Raw genomic sequence first — 21,448 nt, 5'->3', positions numbered from 1 at the left:
TTGCTGACGGATCGACCTCTCGCAAGGAAATTGATCGTCAATTCGATGCTTTCACCATACCAAAGGGTGTGAGCGGCCGGTAACATCAACCTTGCAGGCAATATTATTGCTTGGACTATTCCTGTCAATGTGAGTCTTGCCGCTCAGTTGCTCCATACGGATCACAATGTCGTATCGAGCCTCGGTGAGGTGAGAACCTTCTGCGCTCACTCAAGCACAGAAGGCCCACCACATTAAACCGGGCGCACCAGAATATGCTTCTTCTTGCCCAGTGACAGCTTGATCACGCCATCCGCCGTCACTTCGCCTGTGCCAATGCTCATGCGCTCGTCTGACACGCCTTGATCATTGATCTTTACAGCGCCGCCTTGCACATGGCGGCGGGCTTCTCCGTTGGAGGAGGCGAGGCCGGCTTTGACGATCAGGGCCAGAAGGCCGATGCCGGATTCGAGCTCGGAGGTTGCGATCTCGATGGAGGGCAGGTTGTCGGCCAGTGCGCCTTCCTCAAAAGTCTTGCGGGCGGTCTCGGCTGCTTCTTCAGCGGCTTCGCGACCGTGCAGGATGGCGGTGATTTCGGTGGCGAGGATTTTCTTGACCTCGTTGATTTCCGCACCGCCAAGGGCAGACAGCTTGGCAATCTCATCCATCGGCAGCGTTGTGTAGAGCTTCAGGAAGCGGCTGACATCAGCATCTTCCGTGTTGCGCCAGTATTGCCAGAAATCATAGGCCGAGAGCAGGTCGGCGTTCAGCCACACAGCACCCGTGGCCGACTTGCCCATCTTGGCACCTGAGGATGTGGTGAGCAGCGGCGAGGTCAGCGCGTAGAGCTGTGGTGTGCCCATGCGGTGGCCAAGGTCAATGCCGTTGATGATATTGCCCCATTGGTCAGAGCCGCCCATTTGCATACGGCAGTCGTAGCGCTTGTTCAGTTCCACAAAGTCATAGGCCTGGAGAATCATGTAGTTGAATTCCAGGAACGAGAGAGACTGTTCGCGGTCCAGACGGGTCTTGACGCTATCGAATGACAACATGCGATTGACCGAGAAATGGCGGCCGACATCGCGCAGGAATTCGAGGTAATTCAGCTCACGCAGCCATTCGGCATTGTTCAGCATCAATGCGCCGCCCTTGGGGCCATTATCGTAATCGAGGTAATGGGCAAAGCAGCGCTTGATCGAGGCAATATTGTCCTCAATCTTTTCCAGGGTCATCAATTGCCGGGCTTCCTCCTTAAAGGATGGATCGCCCACCATGCCGGTGCCACCGCCCATCAGCGAAATCGGCTGATGACCTGTGGCCTGAAACCAGTGCAGCATCATGATCTGAATGAGGGAGCCAGCGTGAAGCGAGGATGCGGTTGGATCATAACCGATATAGGCCGTCACGCTTTCCTTCGACAACAGATCATCAAGGCCGGTTTCATCAGAAATCTGATGGATAAAACCGCGCTCATGCATTGTGTGGAGGAAATCGGACTTGAACTTTGACATGATCGTCACGCCTTCTGGTATCAGACTTGTGGAATTTGAGGCGGCTTTAGCATTGTTCTTTTGAAATTGCACCCATTTCGGCCATGAATTACGTGGTTTATGGGCCTGTGAGAGAAGGAATCTGGACGTTGAGCAAAATCTATCGCGCCATCGGGCTGATGAGTGGCACCTCCATGGATGGTATCGACGTGGCCATGCTCACCACGGATGGCTCGGGCAAGCTTGAACGTGGACCATTTTTATCTGTTGAATATGACGATGCTTTCCGCGCCCAGCTTCGCCAGGGGCTTGAAGATGCGAAGAGCATCACCGAGCGGCGACAGCGGCCCGGAAGTTTGTTATCACTGGAGCAGGCACTGACGCTGCGCCACGCGGAGGCCGTCAAAGCTTTTCTCAAGGCCAATGCGATTCGTCCGCGCGATATTGATGTGGTGGGATTTCATGGGCAAACGGTGCTTCACAGGCCAGATCAGGCTTTGACCGTTCAAATCGGCGATGGAGCCTTGCTGGCGCGCGAAATCGGCATTGATGTGGTTTATGATATGCGCGCCAATGATATGGCGCATGGCGGGCAGGGCGCTCCGCTGGTGCCAGCCTATCATGCCGCACTTGCATCATTGATCGGCACGTCGGCCATGCCGGTTTGTTTTGTCAATATTGGCGGTATTTCCAACCTGACCTTCATTGGCGAGGATGGGACAATTGCTGCCTTTGATAGCGGGCCGGGCAATACGCTGATTGACCAATGGGTCGAGGCGCAGACCGGCAAAGCCTATGATGCGGGCGGTGAGATTGCAGCACAGGGTAAGGTGCTTCCAGCGCTGGCGGATCGCTATCTTAAACATCCATTTTTTACCTCAAACACCCGGCGCTCGCTGGATCGCAACGATTTTTCACCGCCAAAGGTTGGCGAGGCAAGTTTGCACGATGGAGCCCGAACACTGGCGCATGTGGCCGCGGCCTCGATTTTTGCCTCCGCCCGCCATCTTCCACAAAGGCCAAAGACCTATGTTATTTGCGGTGGTGGCCGCTTGAATGCGACCATCATGGCCGATTTGGATATGATGGCAGGGCATGAGGGTGCCGTGGTGATCAACGCAGACGACCTGGCACTCGACGGTGACGCAATGGAAGCGGAAGCCTGGGCTTATCTGGCTGTGCGATCACTCAAAGGCCTGCCGCTGACGTTTCCGGGCACGACGGGTGTGCACGCGGCGGTGTCCGGCGGTGTGCATCAGATCCCGGTAGTCTGCGAGACGGAACGTTTGATTCTGACCCCGTGGCGGGCAGGCGACGAGGCCTTGCTGGCTGATCTGCATTCGACAGCCGAGACCAGTCAGTTTGTCAGCACAGGCGAACCTTGGAGTGCGCAATATTCAGCCCAGCGCATTTCTGGCTGGTTGGATGCCTATGAAGAGAGCGGCGTTGGCAAGCTGAAGGTGCTTGCCAAGGATGATGGGCGTTTCATCGGTCGTGCTGGTTTCTCATGGTCGGAGGAATCCTCCAGTTTTGAGCTTGGCTATTCCATCCGGCGGCAAGAATGGGGCAAGGGCTTTGCCACCGAAATCGGCAAGGGCCTAAGCCAATGGTTTTCGGAGCGCATGCCACATGAACGGTTTATAGCCTTTGCACATGTGGACAATGCGGCATCGCTGGCGGTGCTGCGCAAACTTGGTTTGTGCGAAACGGATGTGCGCCAACGCAAAGGTCGCCCATTTCAGTATTTTCAAAATCTGTCTGGAACATGAACAGTATCGTCAGCGTTAATTCATCAAGAGATTGCTAATTGTGAGCCATCGACTTCACGGATAAGACCTTAGGAGACAAAAATGAAAAAGATTATTGTTGCTGGCTTGATCGCCATTGGTTGCTTAACCGCGACAGCAGCACCTTCTCTGGCGCAAAGTGCAACCGTTGTCATCTCCGACCGTGGCTATTATCCACATCGTCATCACGACCGGTTTGAGCGCTATCACGACAGACGTTTTTATGGCCGTGAGCGCGTCCGTCATTTCCGTGGTGAACGTTGCCGTACAAGCACCGTGAAATTCCGCCATCACGGCCGCTGGGTTGTTGAGCGTCGCACGGTCTGCCGCTAAACTTCCAAACCTGTATTGAAAATGAAAAAGCCAGATCGGTGACGATCTGGCTTTTTGCATCAGCTATAACGCTGGAATATGGCTCCTCGGGCCGGATTCGAACCGGCGACCTGTCGATTAACAGTCGAATGCTCTACCGCTGAGCTACCAAGGAATAACCGTTCGAAGACGTGTGTTCCGCTTCAATTGGCGTGAGTGGGCTTCTAGTGGGCCTTGATTGATTTGCCAAGTCTTTTATCGCAATTTTGCACAAGGTTTTATAAAAAAGATTTTCGCACAGCGACCAGATGAGCCCCAGATGAAACAGTGGGGCTTGATAGGGGCGTTCATCCCAAATGCCACAGTGAACCGCTCTGATGGAATAAAAAAAGCCACGCTGCTGTAGCGTGGCTTTTAAAATCAACCATCCGGTTGGAATATGGCTCCTCGGGCCGGATTCGAACCGGCGACCTGTCGATTAACAGTCGAATGCTCTACCGCTGAGCTACCAAGGAATAAACCGCTTGAAGACGTTTGAACCGCTTCAGTTGGTGTGAGTGGGCTTCTAATGAGCGTTGATCGATTTGCCAAGTCTTTTTTTTGAAAACCAGAGCGTTTTTTTTGAAAAAATGACAAGTTGTCTGGTTTCGCGACTTTTCCCATCGGTAGATGTGGATAACTGCAAAGTCCGTCACCATATGGAAGGTGCAAGAGCTTGCGGTGATACGCGAGGTTTTATCCTTAAATCATTGCAGGTTTGAGGGGAAAATCAAAAAATTTCAGCGAGGCAGCAAAGAGTGAGCGCACAAAAAGCCCGTAAATATCGGATCGATAATGACAGCGGGCGTTTGCATATGGGAGTAATCTCGGTGCCGTTTCCGCAGTCCAAGGCCGGACGCGTGGCTGTCGGCGCTGGCTTGGTTGCTGGAGGCTGTCTGGGCTTTTTGCCTGTTCTAGGGTTTTGGATGGTGCCGCTGGGTCTTGTGGTGTTATCGCATGATTTCGCTGTAGCGAGGCGAATTCGTCGAAAGACCGGTGTCAAGATTGCCCGGTGGGGGCTGAATTATCAAAAATGGCGTCAAAAGAACAAGGCAAGCAATAAGCGGTAAGTGGCTTTGTTGAATTGTTCACGGACTGGCTAGGCGAAATATTTTTTGCGGGGTTCTACGGCCTGGGCAGTTGAAACGGCTGGCAGGCTTTGCATGACGCGCTTGGCGGGCAGAATCGCAATGACTTCTGTGCCTTCGCGCAATCGTGACTTCAGCTTGAACTCGCCACCATGCTTGATCAAAATGGCCTGCACAATCGGCAATCCAAGCCCCGTGCCTTGTTCGGCGCTCTTGATCGCGACCGAGCCTTGCCCGAAGGCAGAAAGCACCACAGGAATCTCTTCTTCGGCAATGCCAGGCCCATTGTCTTTAATCGACAGATATTGGCCGCCGCCTACGGTCCAGCCGACCTTCACGACAACTTCTCCGCCTTCGGGCGTGAATTTCACGGCATTAGACAGAAGATTAAGCACCACCTGACGCATGGCTTTTTCATCAGCCCAGATTGATGGCATATTGGTTTCATACTGAGGCCGGATCTTGATACCTTTGGATTTTGCCCGCATTTGCACCATGCCCACACAATCTTCGGCAACGTCGCGCAACGAAATTGCTTCTTCTGAAAGATCGTATTTGCCCGCCTCAATGCGAGAAAGATCAAGGATTTCATTGATGAGGGCCAAAAGATGTTGGCCAGAGCGATGGATGTCTCCGGAATATTCCTTGTAGAGCGGGTTGTTGAGTGGCCCCAGCACCTCATGGGCCATCACTTCAGAAAAGCCAAGGATGGCATTGAGAGGTGTGCGCAACTCATGGGACATGGAGGCCAAAAACCGTGACTTGGCCATGTTGGCTTCTTCCGCCCGCCGCCTTGCTTCGTCCGACATAGATTTTGCCACCTCAAGCTCGGCTATCAAATCGTCCTTTTCATTTTGAAATGACAGGAGTTTGAGATTGGAGGTGTACAGCCGACCGGTGATATAGGTGAAAAAGCCAACGCAGATAATGAAACTACCGGCCAGAACAATGTTGTCGATGGCGCGGCTGGTGGCCGCCTGCACACTGAGCGAAACGACAATGGGCGCTGCCGCATACAGCACAGCCTGTCTGAGCAGGATGTTGCACATGGCGGTGACGCTCAGAACAATAAGAAGAACGGCACCTTTCAGCAAAAGATCGGCGGTTGGGCCGCAGACGTCGCAGCTTTGATAGGCAAAGATTGCCCAACAACAGCCCATCATCACGTGGCCAGCCAGCAGCAGATGCCGCCAATGCTCTTGATGTTTGGATATTGGAATGCGTTGAGCGGCCTTACGAATGAGAAGAATGTTTCCCGCGTGAGCGCAGAGGGTTAAAAGCGCCCACATGACATAGGCTGGATCATGCGAAAAATAGGCGGAAGCGGCAGCAAAGATCACGGTCACAAACGGCGTTATCGCTGCGCCCTGCAAGCTCGATTGCGCATGCATCGAAAGCAGCTCTTTTTCAAAAGCCGGAGTGCCGCCATGGGTGGATTGCAGCCGGTCTCGGGTCGCGCGTAAGGCTTTGGCCGTCGCGTCGTTGCGGCGGTTACGCTTGAGGTCGACAATGTGTTTGTCTGACGCGTTTGAGACGGTGTTACCCATGATATGGTTGCATTTTTTCCAAAGTGACCCTTACACTAGCGGTGAAACCTTAAGAGTTGCTTTCTGGAAAGGTTTTGTTTGCCAATTTTAGACACGGGCTGTTATCCAAATGGGCCGCAATGTGGCCACAGCGAATAGGTGATAATGACAGACGATCAACGAAGGCGAGAGCTTGCAGCGCTGGTGCAAACCGTGAAGGCCTGTCGGCTTTGTTATGAATGTCCGGCGGGTGGCCCGGAAAAAAGGCTGCCCCATGAGCCGCGGCCCGTGGTGACGCTATCGTCCTCAGCGCGCATTTTGATTGCCGGGCAGGCTCCCGGCAAACGGGTGCATGAGACCGGACTTCCTTTTAACGATGCCTCGGGCGACAGGCTCAGACAATGGCTCGGCGTTGATCGTGAAAGCTTTTATAATCCAGACCGATTTGCCATCGTGCCGATGGGCTTTTGCTTTCCGGGGTATGATGAATATGGGCATGATTTGCCGCCCCGGCGCGAATGCGCTCCGCTTTGGCGTGAACGCATCATGCAGGCGCTTCCGCAGATCGAGCTCATTTTGCTGATCGGCCAATATGCGCAAAAATGGCATCTGGGAAAACGCCGAAAGCATGGAATGACGGAAACGGTCGAGGCATGGCGCGAGTATTTTTTCAGCAATGAAGCCGGGCCGAAAATGTTGCCACTGCCGCATCCAAGCTGGCGCAATTCTGGCTGGCTTAAAAAGCATCCGTGGTTTGAGGCCGATGTTCTGCCGGTGTTAAAAAAGGAAGTGGATCATCTCATTCGGTGAGAGCATTTGGCTGTCATCTGTGCTTTTTTGGGATATACAGGAAAAAAATTTCGATTGGATCGCATATGGATCGTCTGGACAGAAAAATTCTTCGTATTTTGCAAGAGGATTCGACTCTTGCTGTCGCTGATCTTGCCAAAAAAGTTGGTTTGTCGACGACACCCTGTTGGCGGCGCATTCAGAAGATGGAAGAAGACGGCGTGATCATGCGTCGTGTGGCGCTGCTGGACCCATCCAAGGTCAACACCAAGGTCACGGTGTTTGTGTCTATCCGCACCAACACCCATTCGATTGAATGGCTCAAGCGCTTTTCTGAAGTGGTTGGCGAATTCCCGGAAGTGGTCGAATTTTACCGCATGAGCGGCGATGTCGATTATCTTTTGCGCGTCGTGGTGCCTGATATTGCGGCATATGATGCTTTTTACAAGCGCCTGATCGCGAAGATCGAAATTCGCGACGTGTCCTCGGTGTTTGCAATGGAGCAGATCAAATACACCACGCAACTGCCGCTGGATTATATGACGCTGGACAACAATAAATCCGGCGAGGAATAAGCGGGATCAGAAGCGGGCAGATGACCGCCCGCTTCCGATAATTGTTACTTTTCCAATCGCGCCAACAGCGAAGACGTATCCCAGCGATTGCCGCCGAGCTTTTGCACGTCTGCGTAAAACTGATCGACAAGGGCGGTTACGGGTAAGCTTGCGCCATTGTTCTTCGCTTCATTGAGCACAATGCCCAGATCCTTGCGCATCCAGTCGACGGCAAAACCGAAATCATACTTGCCCGCATTCATGGTCTTGTGACGGTTTTCCATCTGCCACGATCCGGCGGCACCCTTGGAGATGACCTCGACAACTTTTTCAATGTCCAGGCCTGCGCTTTTGCCGAAATGCACAGCCTCGGCCAGCCCCTGCACAACCCCCGCAATGCAAATCTGATTGACCATCTTGGCCAATTGGCCGGAGCCTGCCGGTCCCATCAGGCCAATCATTCTGGCAAAGGCTTCAATCACGGGCTTGGCTGCGGCAAACACCGCCTCATCGCCGCCGCACATCACGGTGAGCACGCCGTTTTCCGCACCGGCTTGGCCGCCTGACACCGGTGCATCAATAAAGCCGCAGCCTTTGTCCCTGGCGAAAGCGTAAAGCTCACGGGCAACATCGGCAGAGGCTGTGGTGTTATCAATCAGCACAGCGCCTGGCTTCATGCTGGAAAACACGCCCTCAGCCCCAATGGTGACGGCACGCAGGTCATCATCATTGCCAACGCAGGTAAAAACAAAATCGGCATCTTTGGCGGCATCTGCTGGCGTTAGAGCATGGGCACCGCCAAACTGTTTGACCCAGTTTTCTGCCTTGGCCGTTGTGCGGTTATAAACCGTAACGTCGTGTCCACCTTTGGTCTTCAGGTGTCCGGCCATGGGATAGCCCATGACGCCCAATCCGATGAATGCAACTTTGGCCATGCTCTGTTCCTTGCTTGTTTCAGGCGTTGCGACTCTGTGTGTGGAGCCTGATTACTCATCGCAAATTATCTCGCGGTGGGCGCAATCAAAAGGCTTAAAGGTCGGCAATCGGACTTATCGAGGTGCTATTTCTTAAAAAAATGCCCAAGCCGTGGACGGGTATCTCAAGAAAAGCCACGCCGCCGGTTTCCAGCGCCAAACGCAATTGCTCTGCCGTGGTGCGATGAATATCGTGCCGCCCCCCTTCGAAATCACGAATGGTGCTGCGGGAAACATCGGAATGTTCCGCGAGTTCAGTTTGCGTCCAATTCAACATGCCTCGTGCGGCCCTGCACAGTGCGGGTGTTAAAATACCGCTTTTATCACCTTGACCCATGTCTCTATACTGCCCATATTGGTCAACATAGCTTCCTCATAGCAATGTTTCCATCTGCTTTCCAGCCTGAGATAAGGATATTCCATGCCCCATGACACGCCACTGATTTCTACAATTGTCGGTGGTCTCGTGTTGGCGTTTATTTTTGGTGTTGTGGCACACAGGTTTAAGATGCCACCCTTGGTCGGCTATCTGGTTGCCGGAATTCTGGTGGGTCCGCACACGCCCGGCTTTGTGGCAGATCAGGGGCTTGCACCCGAGCTTGCGGAAATCGGCGTGATCTTGCTGATGTTTGGCGTGGGGCTGCATTTTTCGCTAAAAGATCTATTGTCCGTTCGCTTTATCGCCGTGCCGGGTGCCGTTGTGCAGATTGGCGTTGCAACGCTGATGGGCGTGAGCATGGGCTATCTGATGGGATGGCCCATTGCTGGCGGTCTGGTGTTTGGTTTGGCCCTGTCGGTTGCCTCCACCGTCGTGTTGCTAAAAGCGTTGCAAGAGCGGCGAATTGTTGAGACAGAGCGGGGCAAAATTGCGGTTGGCTGGTTGATTGTTGAAGACCTTGCCATGGTGCTGGCGCTGGTTCTCATTCCGGCTTTGGCCAAGGGGCCAAGTGATAGCGCCCATGCCGATCCGATGTCCGTGATGATTCAAAACATGCTGGGTATTGATCTTGGCGTTGGCGGCGCAATCGGCCTGACCTTGTTGAAGGTCGCCTTGTTTGTTGCCGTCATGTTGGTGTTCGGCCGTCGGATGATTCCATGGCTGCTGCACAATATCGCTCATACCGGATCAAAAGAGCTGTTTCGACTTGGTGTTTTGGCCATTGCTTTGGGCGTGGCCTTTGGTGCCGCCAAGCTGTTTGGCGTGTCCCTGGCGCTAGGCGCGTTCTTTGCAGGCATGGTGTTGTCGGAAAGTGAGCTTTCCAATCGCGCAGCGCAGGAGAGTCTGCCGCTGCGTGATGCCTTTGCCGTGTTGTTCTTCGTCTCGGTGGGGATGCTGTTTGATCCGGCCATCATTCTTTCCGAGCCGTGGCTGATTCTGGGCACGATTTTCATCATCGTGGTCGGCAAATCGCTGGCCGCGTTTTTGATTGTGATCGCGTTTCGTAAAACCGCGTCCACAGCGCTGACGATTTCTGCAAGTCTCGCGCAAATTGGCGAATTTTCCTTCATTCTTGCCGAGTTAGGCGTTGGCTTGAAGATATTGCCAGAAGAAGGGCGCGATCTGATTCTGGCCGGTGCGATTATTTCCATAGTGCTCAATCCGGTGATGTTCTTCGTATGTGACCGGATTAAAGATTGGCTGGAAACCAGACTCGATCAGGCTCCGGGAGCAGCGGTGCCGCAATCCGGCTCTCTTGCACCGGTTGGTGAGACAGAAGTTGTCGTGTCGGATGGGCGGGTGTCGACTGGCGAAAACAATCGTGATGATGCCCATGTTGTCACCTCGGCAGGGGATGAGGGCGATGTGGTGCGAAGTGTGCTTACCGGTCATGCGGTGGTTGTCGGCTATGGTCGCGTCGGGCAAATTCTTGTGTCCAATCTCAAGGCGTCCAATATTCCAATGCTGGTGATTGAGGATTCCGAACAGCGGGTGCAGGAATTGATGGCGATGGAGGTTCCGGTCATTGGTGGCAATGCGACGTCTGAGCGGGTGTTGAAACTCGCCAATCTTGAGGCTGCAAAAAGCATTGCCGTTGCTATTCCCAATGTGTTTGAGGCTGGCAATGTTGTGGCCAAGGCGAGGGCGACCAATCCCGGTCTGCTGGTTCTAGGACGCGCCCATTCCGATGCCGAGATTGATCATTTGATGAAACAGGGCGCAGACACGGTGATTATGGGCGAGCGCGAAATTGCCAATGGCATGTTGAACCGTCTCAATCAAATTCACTTTGGATCAACTGGATAGAGTGAACAGCTTCGACGATGCGCGATGCCATGTTGGGCGCACTGCTGTCATGGCCGCCATCTTCGACAACAATCAATCGGCTGCCCGGCCATGCCTGATTGAGCTGAAATGCGGTTTTCAGCGGGCTGCCAAAATTGAGGCGGCCATGAATCAAGATGGCAGGAATATCGGCTAGTCTGCTGAGATTTTTCAGAATTTGTCCATCCGGCAACCATGCCAAGCTCGTCCAATAATGGGTGACCAGTTTGGCAAAACGCAGGCGAAAAAGAGAATCGCCCCAGCGTGGATTGGGTGTATGGCCGGGCGTTGTGACAAGAACGGAATTTTCCCATTTGCACCAGGCACTTGCTGCCGGTTCATGAATCAATTTATCCGGTTTTAAAGGGTGTCAGCGGCGGGAAAGCTCCAAAATTATCCTCTCCCGCCAACTTATTTTAGTTCAGAGTTTTGAGCTGAGCAATCACCAGATGGCCGGGCGATGGTTCGCCATCTTGCATGCGCACATTGATGTCGGAGATTTCCAGCACCACAAAACCCGTGGCCGCAAGCCGCTCACGCACATAGCTTTGCGCATGCACGAAGCGTTGGTGTGGACCCACTTTATAGGGCACATCCTCGCCCATGGTTTCGGACGAAAATACAAAGATGCCGCCCAGCGCCAGATTTTCAGACACACCGAAAAACAAGGGCTCAAGTGCGCCGAGATAGGGCAGCACGTCTGTGGCCGTTATCAGATCAAACAGTTCTTCATCATTGTCTTCGAGAAAATCCTCGACTTCGGCCACATAGAGTGTGTCGTAGACGTCTTTCTCATGAGCAATCTCGACCATGTTTTCAGAAAGGTCGATGCCAGTGATGTCTTCTGCCATGTCGCGGAGCGTACCGCCGGTCAGGCCTGTGCCGCAGCCCAGATCCAACATGCGCTTGAAGGGGCCGAGACCCAGTTCCTGCAAACGTTGGCGCACGATGGCGGGCACCGCGTAGCCAAGTTGTTCGACCAGAATATCTTCGAAATCTTCAGCGTGTTGATCGAAAAGCGTTTCAACATAGGCGTCAGACGCGCGCGGAGGCGTTTCGCCCCGGCCCATGGAGGCAATCCGTACCGCTGCACCGCCGTGGTCTTCGGGGTCGATTGCCAACACTTCTTCATAGGCCTTGACGGCTTCGTCAATCTTGCCCGCTTTTTCAAGTGCCAAGGCCCGGTTATAGGCCTCGGACAGCTTTTCTTCATCAATTTTTGCCATTGCGAAACCCTCAACGCGCGTGCTGCTCGGCGGCTACTGCATGATGTCTTATATCGGAATCGATTTAAGACGGACATTACGCAGCAACTATAAATGATACAGCAAACCTTTGAGCACCATAAAGGGCGCAAAGGCGCTGTGTTGTTGGAGGGAATACCGGCTCATATGGCATTTGGCAACATGAAGCGGGCTCAGTGCAGAATGAACTCTCCCTTCAGGGCGCGCCATTCGTTGGCAGCAATCAGCTTGCGGTGGACATAGCGCACCGAATGCAGCGGGCCATCCAGTTTTTCCTGCCAGAATTTTAAAAAGCTCTGCATTTCGGGAAAATCCGGTGCCAGATCATAGTGCTGCCAAAGATAGGTTTGCAGCACGCTTGGGTGGTCCGGCATGCGGTAGAGAATGTGTGCGGTTGTCAGGCCGTAGCCTTTCAGCATCATTTCCATGTCTTCGTTCATGGTGACCTCGCTTTCAATCCCACAGGTTTCGAGTGAAGCGGAGAAGCGCCCGCTTCACATCGGCTGCGCCGATAGAAGGATGGTTCCATGTCAGGCTTAATTGAGGCTTAACAGAACTGTCACAATCGAAAAAATAATCTTAATATCAGTACGTTAGCAGCGTGTTGATGTGAGTGCTGCTAACGTTTCAGATGACGGGTCAGGTATCTTTCAATGGCTGCCCAGACGTGGCGAAGGGTTTCCACGATGGCGAGATAGAAAATTGCCGCCCATAAATAGGTTTGGTAATCAAACGTGCGCGAAAAGGCGTAGCGGGTTTGCCCCATCAGATCGAGCACGGTGATGATCGCCAGAATTGCGGAAGCCTTCACCATCAAAATGATTTCGTTGCCATAGGGACGCAAGGCAACAATCAGCGCCTGCGGCACGATGATTTTCCAAAAGGTGACACTGTTTGAAAGCCCGAGCGATGCAGCACCTTCGCGCTGACCGCGAGGCACGCTCTCAATCGCGCCGCGCAAAATTTCGGCCTGATAGGCTGCCGTATTGAGACTGAGGGCAAGAACACCGCAATACCATGCATCGCGGAAGAACCACCACAGATCGACCTGCTCAAAGGCATCGCGAAACCCGCCGAGGCCGTAATAGATCATGAACACCTGTGCAAGCAGCGGGGTGCCGCGAAAAACATAGACGTAAGCAAAGGTGATGGCATTGGCGATTCGACTTTTTGACATCCGGCCAATGGCAATCGGCACAGACAACACCGCGCCGCAGACAATGGATACGGCGACGATGGCCAATGTGGTCATCAAGCCATCAAGAAGCCTTGGGCCATATTTGACAAATTTATCCTGATCCCAATTGGTGATCATCATGGCCAGCAGCCCAAGGCCAAGGGCGGCCCAGATCAGCAAAAGTGCAATACCAAGCACGCGCGCCGGGTTGAGGCGCGTATGCGCTACGGGCGGGGCTGGGCGCGGCGGAATAAGGTCTTGTGAATAGCTCACCGGCTTACTCCTGCGCGTTTTGTCCAGCGATCAATAAAGCCAATGGCAATCGACGACAGAATGGCCAGCACCAGATAGAGGGCGCAGGCAATGAAATAAAACAGGAAGGCTTCCTTGGTGACGCGCGCTGCAATGCCGGTCTGGCGGATGATGTCGGTGAGGCCCACAACGGAAACGAGGGCCGTGTCTTTTAAAAGGTTCATCCACAAATTGACGATGCCCGGCAGAGCGATGCGAATGAGCTGCGGCAAAATAACCAGCAGCATCGTTTTGGTTTTGGACAGGCCAATGGCTGCGCCCGCTTCATATTGGCCATTGGGAATGGCCTTGAATGCCGATTGCAGCACTTCTGCGCAGTAAGACGAGAACACAAAGGCCAGAGCAATCATGCCAGCAAAGAAGGCGTTGATTTCCAGTCGTTCCTGAAAGCCAATCGCGGCGAGGGCTGCTTGCAGAAAAATTTGCAGGCCGTAATAGACGATAAACAGCGTCAGCAATTCGGGCAGACCACGAAAAATCGTGGTGTAAATGGCGGCAGCGCGACGCAATAATTTTTCCTGGCTCTGGGCTGCAAGAGCAATCAAAAAACCGATGGTCAAACCGATGGGCAAGGTGGCGCAGGCAAGCGTGACAGTGACTTTGAAGCCAAAGCCAATTTCATCACCCCAACCAGAATCGCCACAGGCAAGAAGGGTATTGTTCGCAAACAGCGAAAAAACCCCGACACTGCCACAAAATGGATCGAAAATATGCGAAACGAGCGCCCATAGAGCGTCGAGCGCGGAAGCCAGTCCGCTCATTTAGCCAAATCCCCGCACGGTCTTTGCCGCTTTATTGTTGGGTCAAAATCTCTGGCGGATGAGTTTTCACCCGCCAGAGGCGTCTTAACCAGATTTATTCGTCGCCGTAAACGTCGAAGGTGAAATACTTTGCGTTGATCTTCTGATATGTGCCGTTGGCGCGGATGGCGGCAATGGCCTTGGAGAAACGATCAGCAAGAGCGGTTTCACCCTTACGGACGGCAATACCTGCGCCTTCGCCGTTGATTGCCACATCAACGGGCAGTTTGGTGAGGATCTTGCAGCAGGCGCCAGCGTCACTCTTGGTCCACTGAGTCAGCACAACGATATCATCGATGACGGCGTCAACGCGGCCATTGGCAATATCCAGCTTGTATTCGTCTGCGGTTGGGTAGAGCTTCAGCTCAGAGCCGGGCATATGCTTTTCAGCATAGTTGGCGTGAGTCGTTGCCGATTGCGCACCGATGATCTTGCCCTTCAGGTCATCCACGCTTTTGATCTTGGAATCTTTTGGCACGGCAATAGCTGGCGGCGTGTTGTAATATTTCTTGGAGAAGTCAACCTTCTGCAAGCGCTCCGGTGTGATCGACATGGAGGCGACGATGGCGTCGAACTTCTTGGCCTGAAGGCCGGGAATCAGTCCGTCCCAATCATTGCTGACGAAAGTGCAGGTAACCTTCATCTCGGTGCAGAGCGCCTTGGCGATATCGATGTCAAAGCCTTCCAGCTTGCCATCGGTGGTGAGGCTGTTGAACGGAGGGTAAGCACCTTCAGATGCAATAATGAGCTTTTCTTCAGCCATTGCATTGCCTGCGAACAGCGACAGCGCGGTGATGGAGGCAGCGGCGAGAAAACGAATTGAGATACGCATGAGATCCTCTCTGTTGGGTACCATCGGACATTGGATTATCGCGATGGCGAGGCTCCAGAAAATTCAATGTCTTTTTTTACTGGAACGATTTTCCAGTTTTCCCGTTTTTAGCCAAATTGCAACCGCTAAAATGAAGGCTTCCCCCACGCATTGATGATGAACATGTCGTTCACAGCGGGTTCACGCCCCTGAGGTCATCTTTGTGCCTGAAATTTAGCGTGCATTTGCAATGTTACGTGGCTGTAACGCTTAATAATGCGAGGTGAAATGCCTCGCCGTGAGGAAATATCTATGGCTGGAAAAATTGACATAACAGCATCAGTGCTGATTGCACTTGCAAGTTTTACGGCAGGTCATGCACTCGCTGCGACCAATACTTTGGATGCAGCGCGCAGTGCTGACAGCTTCAGCGAAAATACGAGATCCATGGCGTCCGGTACCATGCTGGATGGCCGCGCTGCTGTGCGCCCAGTGGGGCAACCCGCACTGCTTTTGGCACAGGCGCAGGAGCCGCCGGCTGGCGGGCAGGAAAATCCTGAGCTGCTGTTGAAGAAACAACATGAAGGCGAGGCGCACAAGCCCGAACACGCGCAGCCCCATGAAGCGCCGGCCGCGCCAAAGCCTGCGCATGAAGCACCGCCGCCTCATGAAGCAAAAGAGCCACCACCGCCGCGCGCGCCAGAACCGCCTAAAGTGGAGGCTCCCAAAGTTGAGCCGCAGAATGCTGCCCCCAAGCATGCCGAGCCACCGCCGCCGAGAGCCGAGCCTGCCCCCGAGCAGCCCAAGCCCAAGGTGCTTGAAGCGGCACCCGCCGAGATGGCACCGGCAGAGCCGCCGGAGGTCAAGCATCGTGCACCTGACGCCGAAAAGCCCCCTGTTGCACCAAAGCCAAAGCATGAAAAACCTGCTGAACCGGCGGCACCGATGCCGCCTGTTGAGGGCAAAGAGCCAGTAGCGCCGAAAGCGGCACCAGAGCAGGCTCCTGAGGGCGCAGCGCCTGCGCGTAAACACAAGGACGCCGAGCCACCAAAGGCCGAGAAGGCTCCTGCACCCGCCGAACTGGCACCTCCCGTGGAGACGCCAGCTGAAAAACCTGTGCCGAAACCAAAGCCACCTGCTGCCTCACAGCAAGAGGCACCTCCGGCCAAGGCTGAGGAGAAGCCGGGTGAAAAACCCGGTGAGAAGCCACCTGTCGTGACGGCACCTGCGGCACCCACCAAGACGCAACCTGCACCTGCCGAGCAGCCTGCCGAGCCAAACAAGGTAGCCCCCCCTCCGGTTGCTGCTCCCGCCGGTGAAGCGCCTGTGAAGCAGAGACCGGCTAAACCGGGCCAGCCAGGGCCTGATGCTCACACACCTGCGCCTGCGGGACAAGCCGCACCGCCGCCAGTGCCACCGGCTCCCAATGCAGCGTCCGGCTCTCCGCCACCAGTGCCACCGGCACCGGCTCCCGGCGATGCGGCCAAAGGCAGTGCGGCACCTGCTGCAATATTGCCGCCTTTGAACACCGTGCAATCGCGTGAGCAAAATCAGCCTCCTCAAGGTGGGCAAGCTGGCCAAGGTGGTAAAGGCGGTGTGGTTGGCAAACCCGGACGTCCGGGCCAGCCCGGCCAACCCCCTCAGGTGCCGGAAGCTGCGCGCCCGCAATTCTCTCAGGAGCAGCAACCTTTCACACCGAAAGAATTGCAGCGTTTGAAGGCTCTGGCCGCTCGGCCGGATCAATCCAACGATACGATCGTCTTGCCGGTTGATAACGGCGCGCCTGTGCTGGACAGCGACAAGGATGCCAATTGGCGTCGGGGCATGACCAACGATCAACTGCGGCAACTTCGTCAGCGCTCGGCTCAGCAATGGAACTATGCAGTGCCCACCTCAGACGAACAGGCGCAACAGGAGTATTACGGCAACCGCAAGCGCCCGCCGATTGAGATCGAATCGATCGATCAATATCAGGGCCGCCGCCTGCAACGGCCACCGCAATTTCTCTATCCGGAAGATGTGCGCGTTGGTCAGGAGTTTGACGATGACCGCCGCGTGATGGACTATGACGGGCAGATTGTTGTTCGCGGTGATGATAACCGTCGCTTTGAGCAATATGGCCGCCCAGTGATTTACGAGCAGGTGGATCACCAGCGCATTCGCGAAACGGTGTTCAAGAAAAACGGTGATCGCATTGTCACTTTGCGCAACCGTTATGGTCAGTTGATCCAGCGCTCACGCATCGATGCTAATGGCCGTGAAATCGTGCTGTTCTACTCACCGGCGCTCTACGAAGCCGATGATAGCCGCGAGGTGATCTACCGTGATCCGGGTGCAAGCCTGCCACCCATGCGTCTGCGTGTTCCGCTGAATGATTACATCGTTGATGTCGGCAGTCAGCCAAACCGCGATTACTACGACTTTATCGAGCAGCCGCCGGTTGAGCCAGTGGAGCGGGTTTACACCATCGATGAAGTGCGTAACTCGGCCCGTATCCGTGACAAGATGCGCCGTATCGACCTGGATACGATCACGTTTGCCACGGGCAGCTGGGATATTTCGATGAACCAGGCTGGAACGTTGAAAAAAGTGGCCGATGCCATGGCAAAGGTGCTGCGCAACAATCCGGCAGAAACCTTCCTGATCGAAGGACATACGGATGCGGTTGGTTCAGCCGAATCGAACCTTGTTCTCTCCGATCGAAGAGCGCAGGCCGTGGCTGATGTCCTCACTCAGGTTTACGGTATTCCGCCGGAAAATATGGTGACGCAGGGCTATGGCGAGCAGTTCTTGAAGGTGATGACCTACGGGCCAGAACAGCAGAACCGTCGTGTCACCATTCGTCGTGTCACACCTCTGGTGCGCCCCGTACAGTAAGCCAAATGGTAGCCAATCCGCCGCCGGAGTGATCCGGCGGCTTTTTCATGGGCGGATTTCAGGAAGGTTCACCGCCTGTGCAATGAAGTTGGCAATAGCAACCGTATCATCAAGGTCGAAGACGGGAATGGCGCTGCTGTCGATTGCATGGTCTGCGGCAATCGCCATGATATGTGGATCTTGCTCTGAAAGGGGCGTTTGCCTGGCTGCGTCACGCCGCCTGACCTCGATTTTCGCAATCGGCTCGTGTTTGTAGCCCTCAATCAGAAGCAAATCGCACGGTGCCAGCCGTGGCAGAATATCGGCAAGTGTTGGCTCAGCTGCGCCGCGCAATTCGTGCATAATCGCAAACCGTGCACCCGAAACGATGGTCACTTCCTGTGCGCCTGCCTGCCGGTGCCGGTAGCTGTCTGCACCTTGCTTGTCGATGTCGAAATCGTGGTGGGCATGTTTGATGGTTGAGACGGTGTAACCGCGTCGGGTAAATTCTTCAACTAGGCGGACTGTGAGACCGGTTTTGCCCGAGTTTTTCCAGCCGGAAATGCCAAATATGCGGGGATGGGTCATGATTGGAGGGCTTTGAGATAGTGTTCCGCCTGAGCGAGATCGTCTGGCGTGTTGACATTGAAAAATGGATCAAGCGGACCAATCGCCGTTTCAATCGCGTCAAAATCGACGCTGACGACATTCAGAGTTTGCAAAAAGACCATCAGCTTGCGGTTTTGCGGATTTTTGAGCCAGAGGGTGATCTCTTCTGCCAATGTAACGGGCCAAAGCCCAATGACAGGATGCGCGCGCCCGTTTGAGCGCGCCAGAACGACGGTCTCTTTGCCTGGCAGCGCATCCAGCAGCGTGGTGGCCAGATCATGCGGTAGGAAAGGTGTGTCTACTGGCACCGTCAGGACATGGCTTGCATCTGGCACTTTTTGGGCAAACTGCATGGCGCGGGCAATTCCAGCCAGAGGGCCGGGTTGGTCTGCCACCGAGTCGGCAATGGTTGGGAAATCGGGATGGGATAGGTGGCTGCTGTTGATGGCAAGGGTGCAGACTTGTGGTAAAAGCCGCGCAATGATGTGGTCCAGCATGGGTTTACCGGCTAAAAGAGCGGCCCCTTTGCTCTGCCCCATTCGGCGCGAGAGCCCTCCGGCGAGAACCACGCCGGGGAGCGTATGGGAACGGCTGCGACCTGTCATCATGCTTCCACTGCGATTTTTTTCTGGCGCTCCCGGTGGAATGTGTAAAGCCCTGAGAGCATGACAATGGCCATGCCAAGCAGCATGATTGGCTCTGGCCAATCCTGAAACACGATAATGCCGAGGCCAATGGCCCAGAGCATACTGGAATAGCGAAAGGGCGCGATAAACGAGATTTCTCCGGTGCGCATTGCCAGAATGACGGTTTGATAGCCGATAAACAGCATGGCAGCCGCCAACAGCAAGACTGTAAACATGGTCAGAGACACCGGCTGCCAGCCACCTTGCATGGGAATCAGCAGCAATCCTGCCAGCGAGTTTCCAGCGGCGGTGAGCAAGGTCACAATAATGGTCGGCGTTGTGATGTTGATGCGTGTCGTGACCAGATCACGGGTGGCGGCGAAAAACACGCTGCCCAGCACATAGAGCGCTGACAGCGTGAAGCCTTCCACACCTGGGCGAATGATGATCATCACGCCAAGGAAGCCAACCAGAATTGCCATCCAGCGACGCCAGCCGACCGGCTCACGCAAAAACACCGCCGCTCCCAGAGTGACTGCCAAAGGCAGGGATTGCAGGATAGAGGCCGCATTGGCCAGCGGAATCAGCGACAGCGCGGTGAGATAGGTGATGGAGCCCAGAATTTCGCACATGACGCGCGTCAAAATCAAAGGGTCTTTGAGAACGTGCAGAGACATGCTGGCACCGGCGCGGCGCGCGACGATATAGATCAGCAATGTCGCTAAGGCACCGCGGATGAACATGATTTGGCCGACACTTGCCATTTGCGTGACGGATTTGGCCAAGGCATCGTTGATGGTAAATCCGGCCATGGCGCATGCCATGAACAACGCGCCTTTCATGTTTCGGGTCAATGCCATGAAGAAATGCTTTCTGCACAGGGAAGGTTGCGCAAAGCGCGCATGATGTCATACGCAGAAAATGACAGGTTGCAAAGCGGTTGATTTGCCTTATCCGCCTGTCACACTCATGTGGCGCGCCACGGCGGGACGCTGGCTGGTGCGATCAATAATGAAATCATGCCCCTTGGGTTTGCGGGTGATTGCCTCGTCAATCACTGTGGAGAGATAGGCATTGTCATCGCTTGCGCGCAGGGCTGTGCGCAGATCGGCGGCGTCATCTTGACCCAGGCACATATACAGTGTGCCTGTGCAGGTAAGCCGCACCCGATTGCAGCTCTCGCAAAAATTATGGGTCATCGGTGTGATAAAGCCAAGCTTGCCGCCGGTTTCTTCGACCTTCACATAGCGGGCAGGGCCGCCTGTCTTATAATCCAGATCGGTCAGGGTAAACTGTTCAGACAGTGTTTGCCGCACGCGGGAAAGCGGCAGGTATTGATCCGTCCGATCTTCATCGATTTCGCCCATCGGCATGGTTTCAATCAAGGTCAGATCCATGGCTCGGGCGTGCGCAAAGCGCAAAAGCTGCGGAATTTCTGCTTCGTTGAAGCCTTTCAGTGCAACGGCATTGATTTTGATTTTGATGCCGGCAGCCAAGGCGGCATCAATGCCATCGAGTACGCGGTCCAGATCACCCCAGCGGGTGACGGTGTGGAATTTTTCCTTATCAAGCGTATCCAGCGATACATTGATGCGCTTCACACCGGCTTCTGCCAGCTCGGTGGCATAGCGAGCGAGCTGTGAGCCATTGGTGGTCAGCGTCAATTCTTCCAGCGCGCCGCTTTGCAAGTGGCGCGACAGACTGCGGATCAAAAACATGATGTTTTTGCGCACCAAGGGTTCGCCGCCGGTCAGGCGCAGCTTGCGCACACCCTTGGCAATGAAGGCCGAACAGAGACGATCCAGCTCTTCGAGGGTCAGCAGATCCTTCTTGGGAAGGAATGTCATGTTTTCTGCCATGCAATAGGTACAGCGAAAGTCACAGCGGTCTGTGACCGAAACCCGAAGATAGGTAACGGCCCGACCAAATGGGTCAATCATGGACCCCGCTTGTTGGGCAATCGGGTCCGCTGCGCTGAAAAGGCCGGGCTTATAATCCACGGTAATCTCCTTCATTCGCTTTAGTATTTGGCGATGAAGCCCTGGATAGTCAAGCGGTGGCGGCCACATTGCATTGGTCGCGGCGCTTGCGCATCATCAGTCTGCGGTCTACTGCATAATTCCTTAAGTCGGAATCGATTTAAGGCATTATGCAGTGCATTAAAAGTCTTACAGCGTCCTTTGTGCGCCATATATGGCGCGCGCCGCTGTGT

At 54.5% G+C, this 21,448-nt stretch carries 20 protein-coding genes, 2 tRNA genes and 2 pseudogenes; 8 read left to right on the top strand and 16 right to left on the bottom strand.

The features are described 5' to 3' along the window. Window positions 1-233: 233 nt before the first annotated feature. Complete coding sequence (gene tyrS / locus E6C51_RS04900) at window positions 234-1,490, bottom strand: tyrosine--tRNA ligase (RefSeq protein ID WP_190235235.1); 1,257 nt, start codon at window positions 1,488-1,490, stop codon at window positions 234-236. Between the two features lie 128 nt (window positions 1,491-1,618). Between tyrS and E6C51_RS04895 the strand changes: the two are divergent. From E6C51_RS04895 to E6C51_RS04890, 3 genes and pseudogenes are all read left to right on the top strand, one after another. Continuing rightward, window positions 1,619-2,719, top strand: a pseudogene (locus E6C51_RS04895) (anhydro-N-acetylmuramic acid kinase); the annotation flags it as partial. Further along, window positions 2,696-3,238: a GNAT family N-acetyltransferase gene (locus tag E6C51_RS20125; RefSeq protein WP_230987090.1), complete on the top strand. Its 543-nt coding sequence runs from the start codon at window positions 2,696-2,698 to the stop codon at window positions 3,236-3,238. The pseudogene E6C51_RS04895 and the gene E6C51_RS20125, both read left to right, overlap by 24 nt. Window positions 3,239-3,319: 81 nt before the next feature. Beyond that, complete coding sequence (locus E6C51_RS04890) at window positions 3,320-3,589, top strand: hypothetical protein (protein ID WP_146929407.1); 270 nt, start codon at window positions 3,320-3,322, stop codon at window positions 3,587-3,589. Between the two features lie 79 nt (window positions 3,590-3,668). Here the strand turns inward: E6C51_RS04890 and E6C51_RS04885 are convergent. Further along, window positions 3,669-3,743: transfer RNA gene (locus tag E6C51_RS04885), tRNA-Asn, on the bottom strand. Between the two features lie 265 nt (window positions 3,744-4,008). After that, a tRNA-Asn gene (locus tag E6C51_RS04880) sits at window positions 4,009-4,083 on the bottom strand. A gap of 339 nt (window positions 4,084-4,422) precedes the next feature. Here E6C51_RS04880 and E6C51_RS04875 point away from each other — a divergent pair. After that, window positions 4,423-4,677 carry a PGPGW domain-containing protein gene (locus tag E6C51_RS04875; RefSeq protein ID WP_190235482.1) on the top strand — a complete coding sequence of 85 codons (255 nt, stop codon included), beginning with the start codon at window positions 4,423-4,425 and terminating at the stop codon, window positions 4,675-4,677. A gap of 29 nt (window positions 4,678-4,706) precedes the next feature. Here E6C51_RS04875 and E6C51_RS04870 read toward each other — a convergent pair whose 3' ends face one another. Beyond that, a complete protein-coding gene (locus tag E6C51_RS04870) occupies window positions 4,707-6,242 on the bottom strand; it encodes a sensor histidine kinase (RefSeq protein WP_190235233.1) in 1,536 nt (511 codons plus the stop codon). A gap of 144 nt (window positions 6,243-6,386) precedes the next feature. On the opposite strand from E6C51_RS04870, the gene E6C51_RS04865 reads away from it, so the two are divergent. Together E6C51_RS04865 and E6C51_RS04860 are read left to right on the top strand one after the other, a co-directional pair. Beyond that, entirely contained in the window at window positions 6,387-7,031 is a 645-nt protein-coding gene (locus E6C51_RS04865; RefSeq protein WP_190235232.1) for a uracil-DNA glycosylase family protein, read from the top strand. A 65-nt stretch (window positions 7,032-7,096) separates the two neighbouring features. Continuing rightward, entirely contained in the window at window positions 7,097-7,585 is a 489-nt protein-coding gene (locus E6C51_RS04860) for an Lrp/AsnC family transcriptional regulator (protein ID WP_146929416.1), read from the top strand. Between the two features lie 44 nt (window positions 7,586-7,629). Here E6C51_RS04860 and E6C51_RS04855 read toward each other — a convergent pair. Further along, window positions 7,630-8,505 (bottom strand): annotated as a pseudogene (locus tag E6C51_RS04855) (NAD(P)-dependent oxidoreductase); the annotation flags it as partial. Window positions 8,506-8,593: 88 nt separating this feature from the next. Continuing rightward, window positions 8,594-8,875, bottom strand: a complete 282-nt coding sequence (locus tag E6C51_RS04850; RefSeq protein WP_146929421.1) for a helix-turn-helix transcriptional regulator — start codon at window positions 8,873-8,875, stop codon at window positions 8,594-8,596. An 84-nt stretch (window positions 8,876-8,959) separates the two neighbouring features. On the opposite strand from E6C51_RS04850, the gene E6C51_RS04845 reads away from it, so the two are divergent. Continuing rightward, window positions 8,960-10,783, top strand: coding sequence for a cation:proton antiporter domain-containing protein (locus tag E6C51_RS04845; RefSeq protein WP_190235230.1), 1,824 nt, complete (start codon window positions 8,960-8,962; stop codon window positions 10,781-10,783). On the opposite strand, the gene E6C51_RS04840 is transcribed toward E6C51_RS04845, so the two are convergent. The 6 genes from E6C51_RS04840 to E6C51_RS04815 form a co-directional block, all read right to left on the bottom strand. Beyond that, a complete protein-coding gene (locus E6C51_RS04840; RefSeq protein WP_190235229.1) occupies window positions 10,752-11,150 on the bottom strand; it encodes an alpha/beta hydrolase family protein in 399 nt (132 codons plus the stop codon). The genes E6C51_RS04845 and E6C51_RS04840 overlap by 32 nt on opposite strands. Window positions 11,151-11,217: 67 nt before the next feature. Beyond that, window positions 11,218-12,027: a methyltransferase domain-containing protein gene (locus tag E6C51_RS04835; RefSeq protein ID WP_146929431.1), complete on the bottom strand. Its 810-nt coding sequence runs from the start codon at window positions 12,025-12,027 to the stop codon at window positions 11,218-11,220. Window positions 12,028-12,218: 191 nt separating this feature from the next. Then, window positions 12,219-12,485: an usg protein gene (locus tag E6C51_RS04830; RefSeq protein ID WP_075640725.1), complete on the bottom strand. Its 267-nt coding sequence runs from the start codon at window positions 12,483-12,485 to the stop codon at window positions 12,219-12,221. Window positions 12,486-12,664: 179 nt separating this feature from the next. Beyond that, a complete protein-coding gene (locus tag E6C51_RS04825) occupies window positions 12,665-13,495 on the bottom strand; it encodes an ABC transporter permease (protein WP_190235228.1) in 831 nt (276 codons plus the stop codon). Further along, complete coding sequence (locus tag E6C51_RS04820) at window positions 13,492-14,295, bottom strand: ABC transporter permease (protein ID WP_146929438.1); 804 nt, start codon at window positions 14,293-14,295, stop codon at window positions 13,492-13,494. The genes E6C51_RS04825 and E6C51_RS04820 overlap by 4 nt, the downstream gene beginning before the upstream one ends. Before the next feature lie 94 nt (window positions 14,296-14,389). Continuing rightward, a complete protein-coding gene (locus E6C51_RS04815; RefSeq protein ID WP_146929441.1) occupies window positions 14,390-15,166 on the bottom strand; it encodes an ABC transporter substrate-binding protein in 777 nt (258 codons plus the stop codon). Window positions 15,167-15,457: 291 nt separating this feature from the next. Between E6C51_RS04815 and E6C51_RS04810 the strand changes: the two genes are divergently transcribed. Further along, window positions 15,458-18,022, top strand: coding sequence for an OmpA family protein (locus E6C51_RS04810; protein WP_230987067.1), 2,565 nt, complete (start codon window positions 15,458-15,460; stop codon window positions 18,020-18,022). A gap of 45 nt (window positions 18,023-18,067) precedes the next feature. Here E6C51_RS04810 and mobB read toward each other — a convergent pair whose 3' ends face one another. The 4 genes from mobB to moaA form a co-directional block, all read right to left on the bottom strand. Next, the gene (mobB, locus tag E6C51_RS04805; protein WP_190235227.1) at window positions 18,068-18,589 is read right to left on the bottom strand and encodes a molybdopterin-guanine dinucleotide biosynthesis protein B; all 522 of its coding nucleotides are present in this window, start codon (window positions 18,587-18,589) and stop codon (window positions 18,068-18,070) included. Beyond that, window positions 18,586-19,218: a molybdenum cofactor guanylyltransferase MobA gene (gene mobA / locus E6C51_RS04800; RefSeq protein ID WP_190235226.1), complete on the bottom strand. Its 633-nt coding sequence runs from the start codon at window positions 19,216-19,218 to the stop codon at window positions 18,586-18,588. Before mobA ends, mobB begins: the two co-directional genes overlap by 4 nt. Further along, the gene (locus tag E6C51_RS04795) at window positions 19,215-20,096 is read right to left on the bottom strand and encodes a DMT family transporter (protein ID WP_190235225.1); all 882 of its coding nucleotides are present in this window, start codon (window positions 20,094-20,096) and stop codon (window positions 19,215-19,217) included. Before E6C51_RS04795 ends, mobA begins: the two co-directional genes overlap by 4 nt. Before the next feature lie 90 nt (window positions 20,097-20,186). Beyond that, window positions 20,187-21,176, bottom strand: a complete 990-nt coding sequence (gene moaA / locus E6C51_RS04790) for a GTP 3',8-cyclase MoaA (RefSeq protein WP_230987089.1) — start codon at window positions 21,174-21,176, stop codon at window positions 20,187-20,189. Window positions 21,177-21,448 lie beyond the last annotated feature (272 nt).

Origin of the sequence: Gillisella terrae (assembly GCF_004801395.1) — a bacterium.
GTDB lineage: Bacteria > Pseudomonadota > Alphaproteobacteria > Rhizobiales > Rhizobiaceae > Allorhizobium > Allorhizobium terrae.
This window is presented reverse-complemented; position numbering and strand designations above follow the sequence as displayed.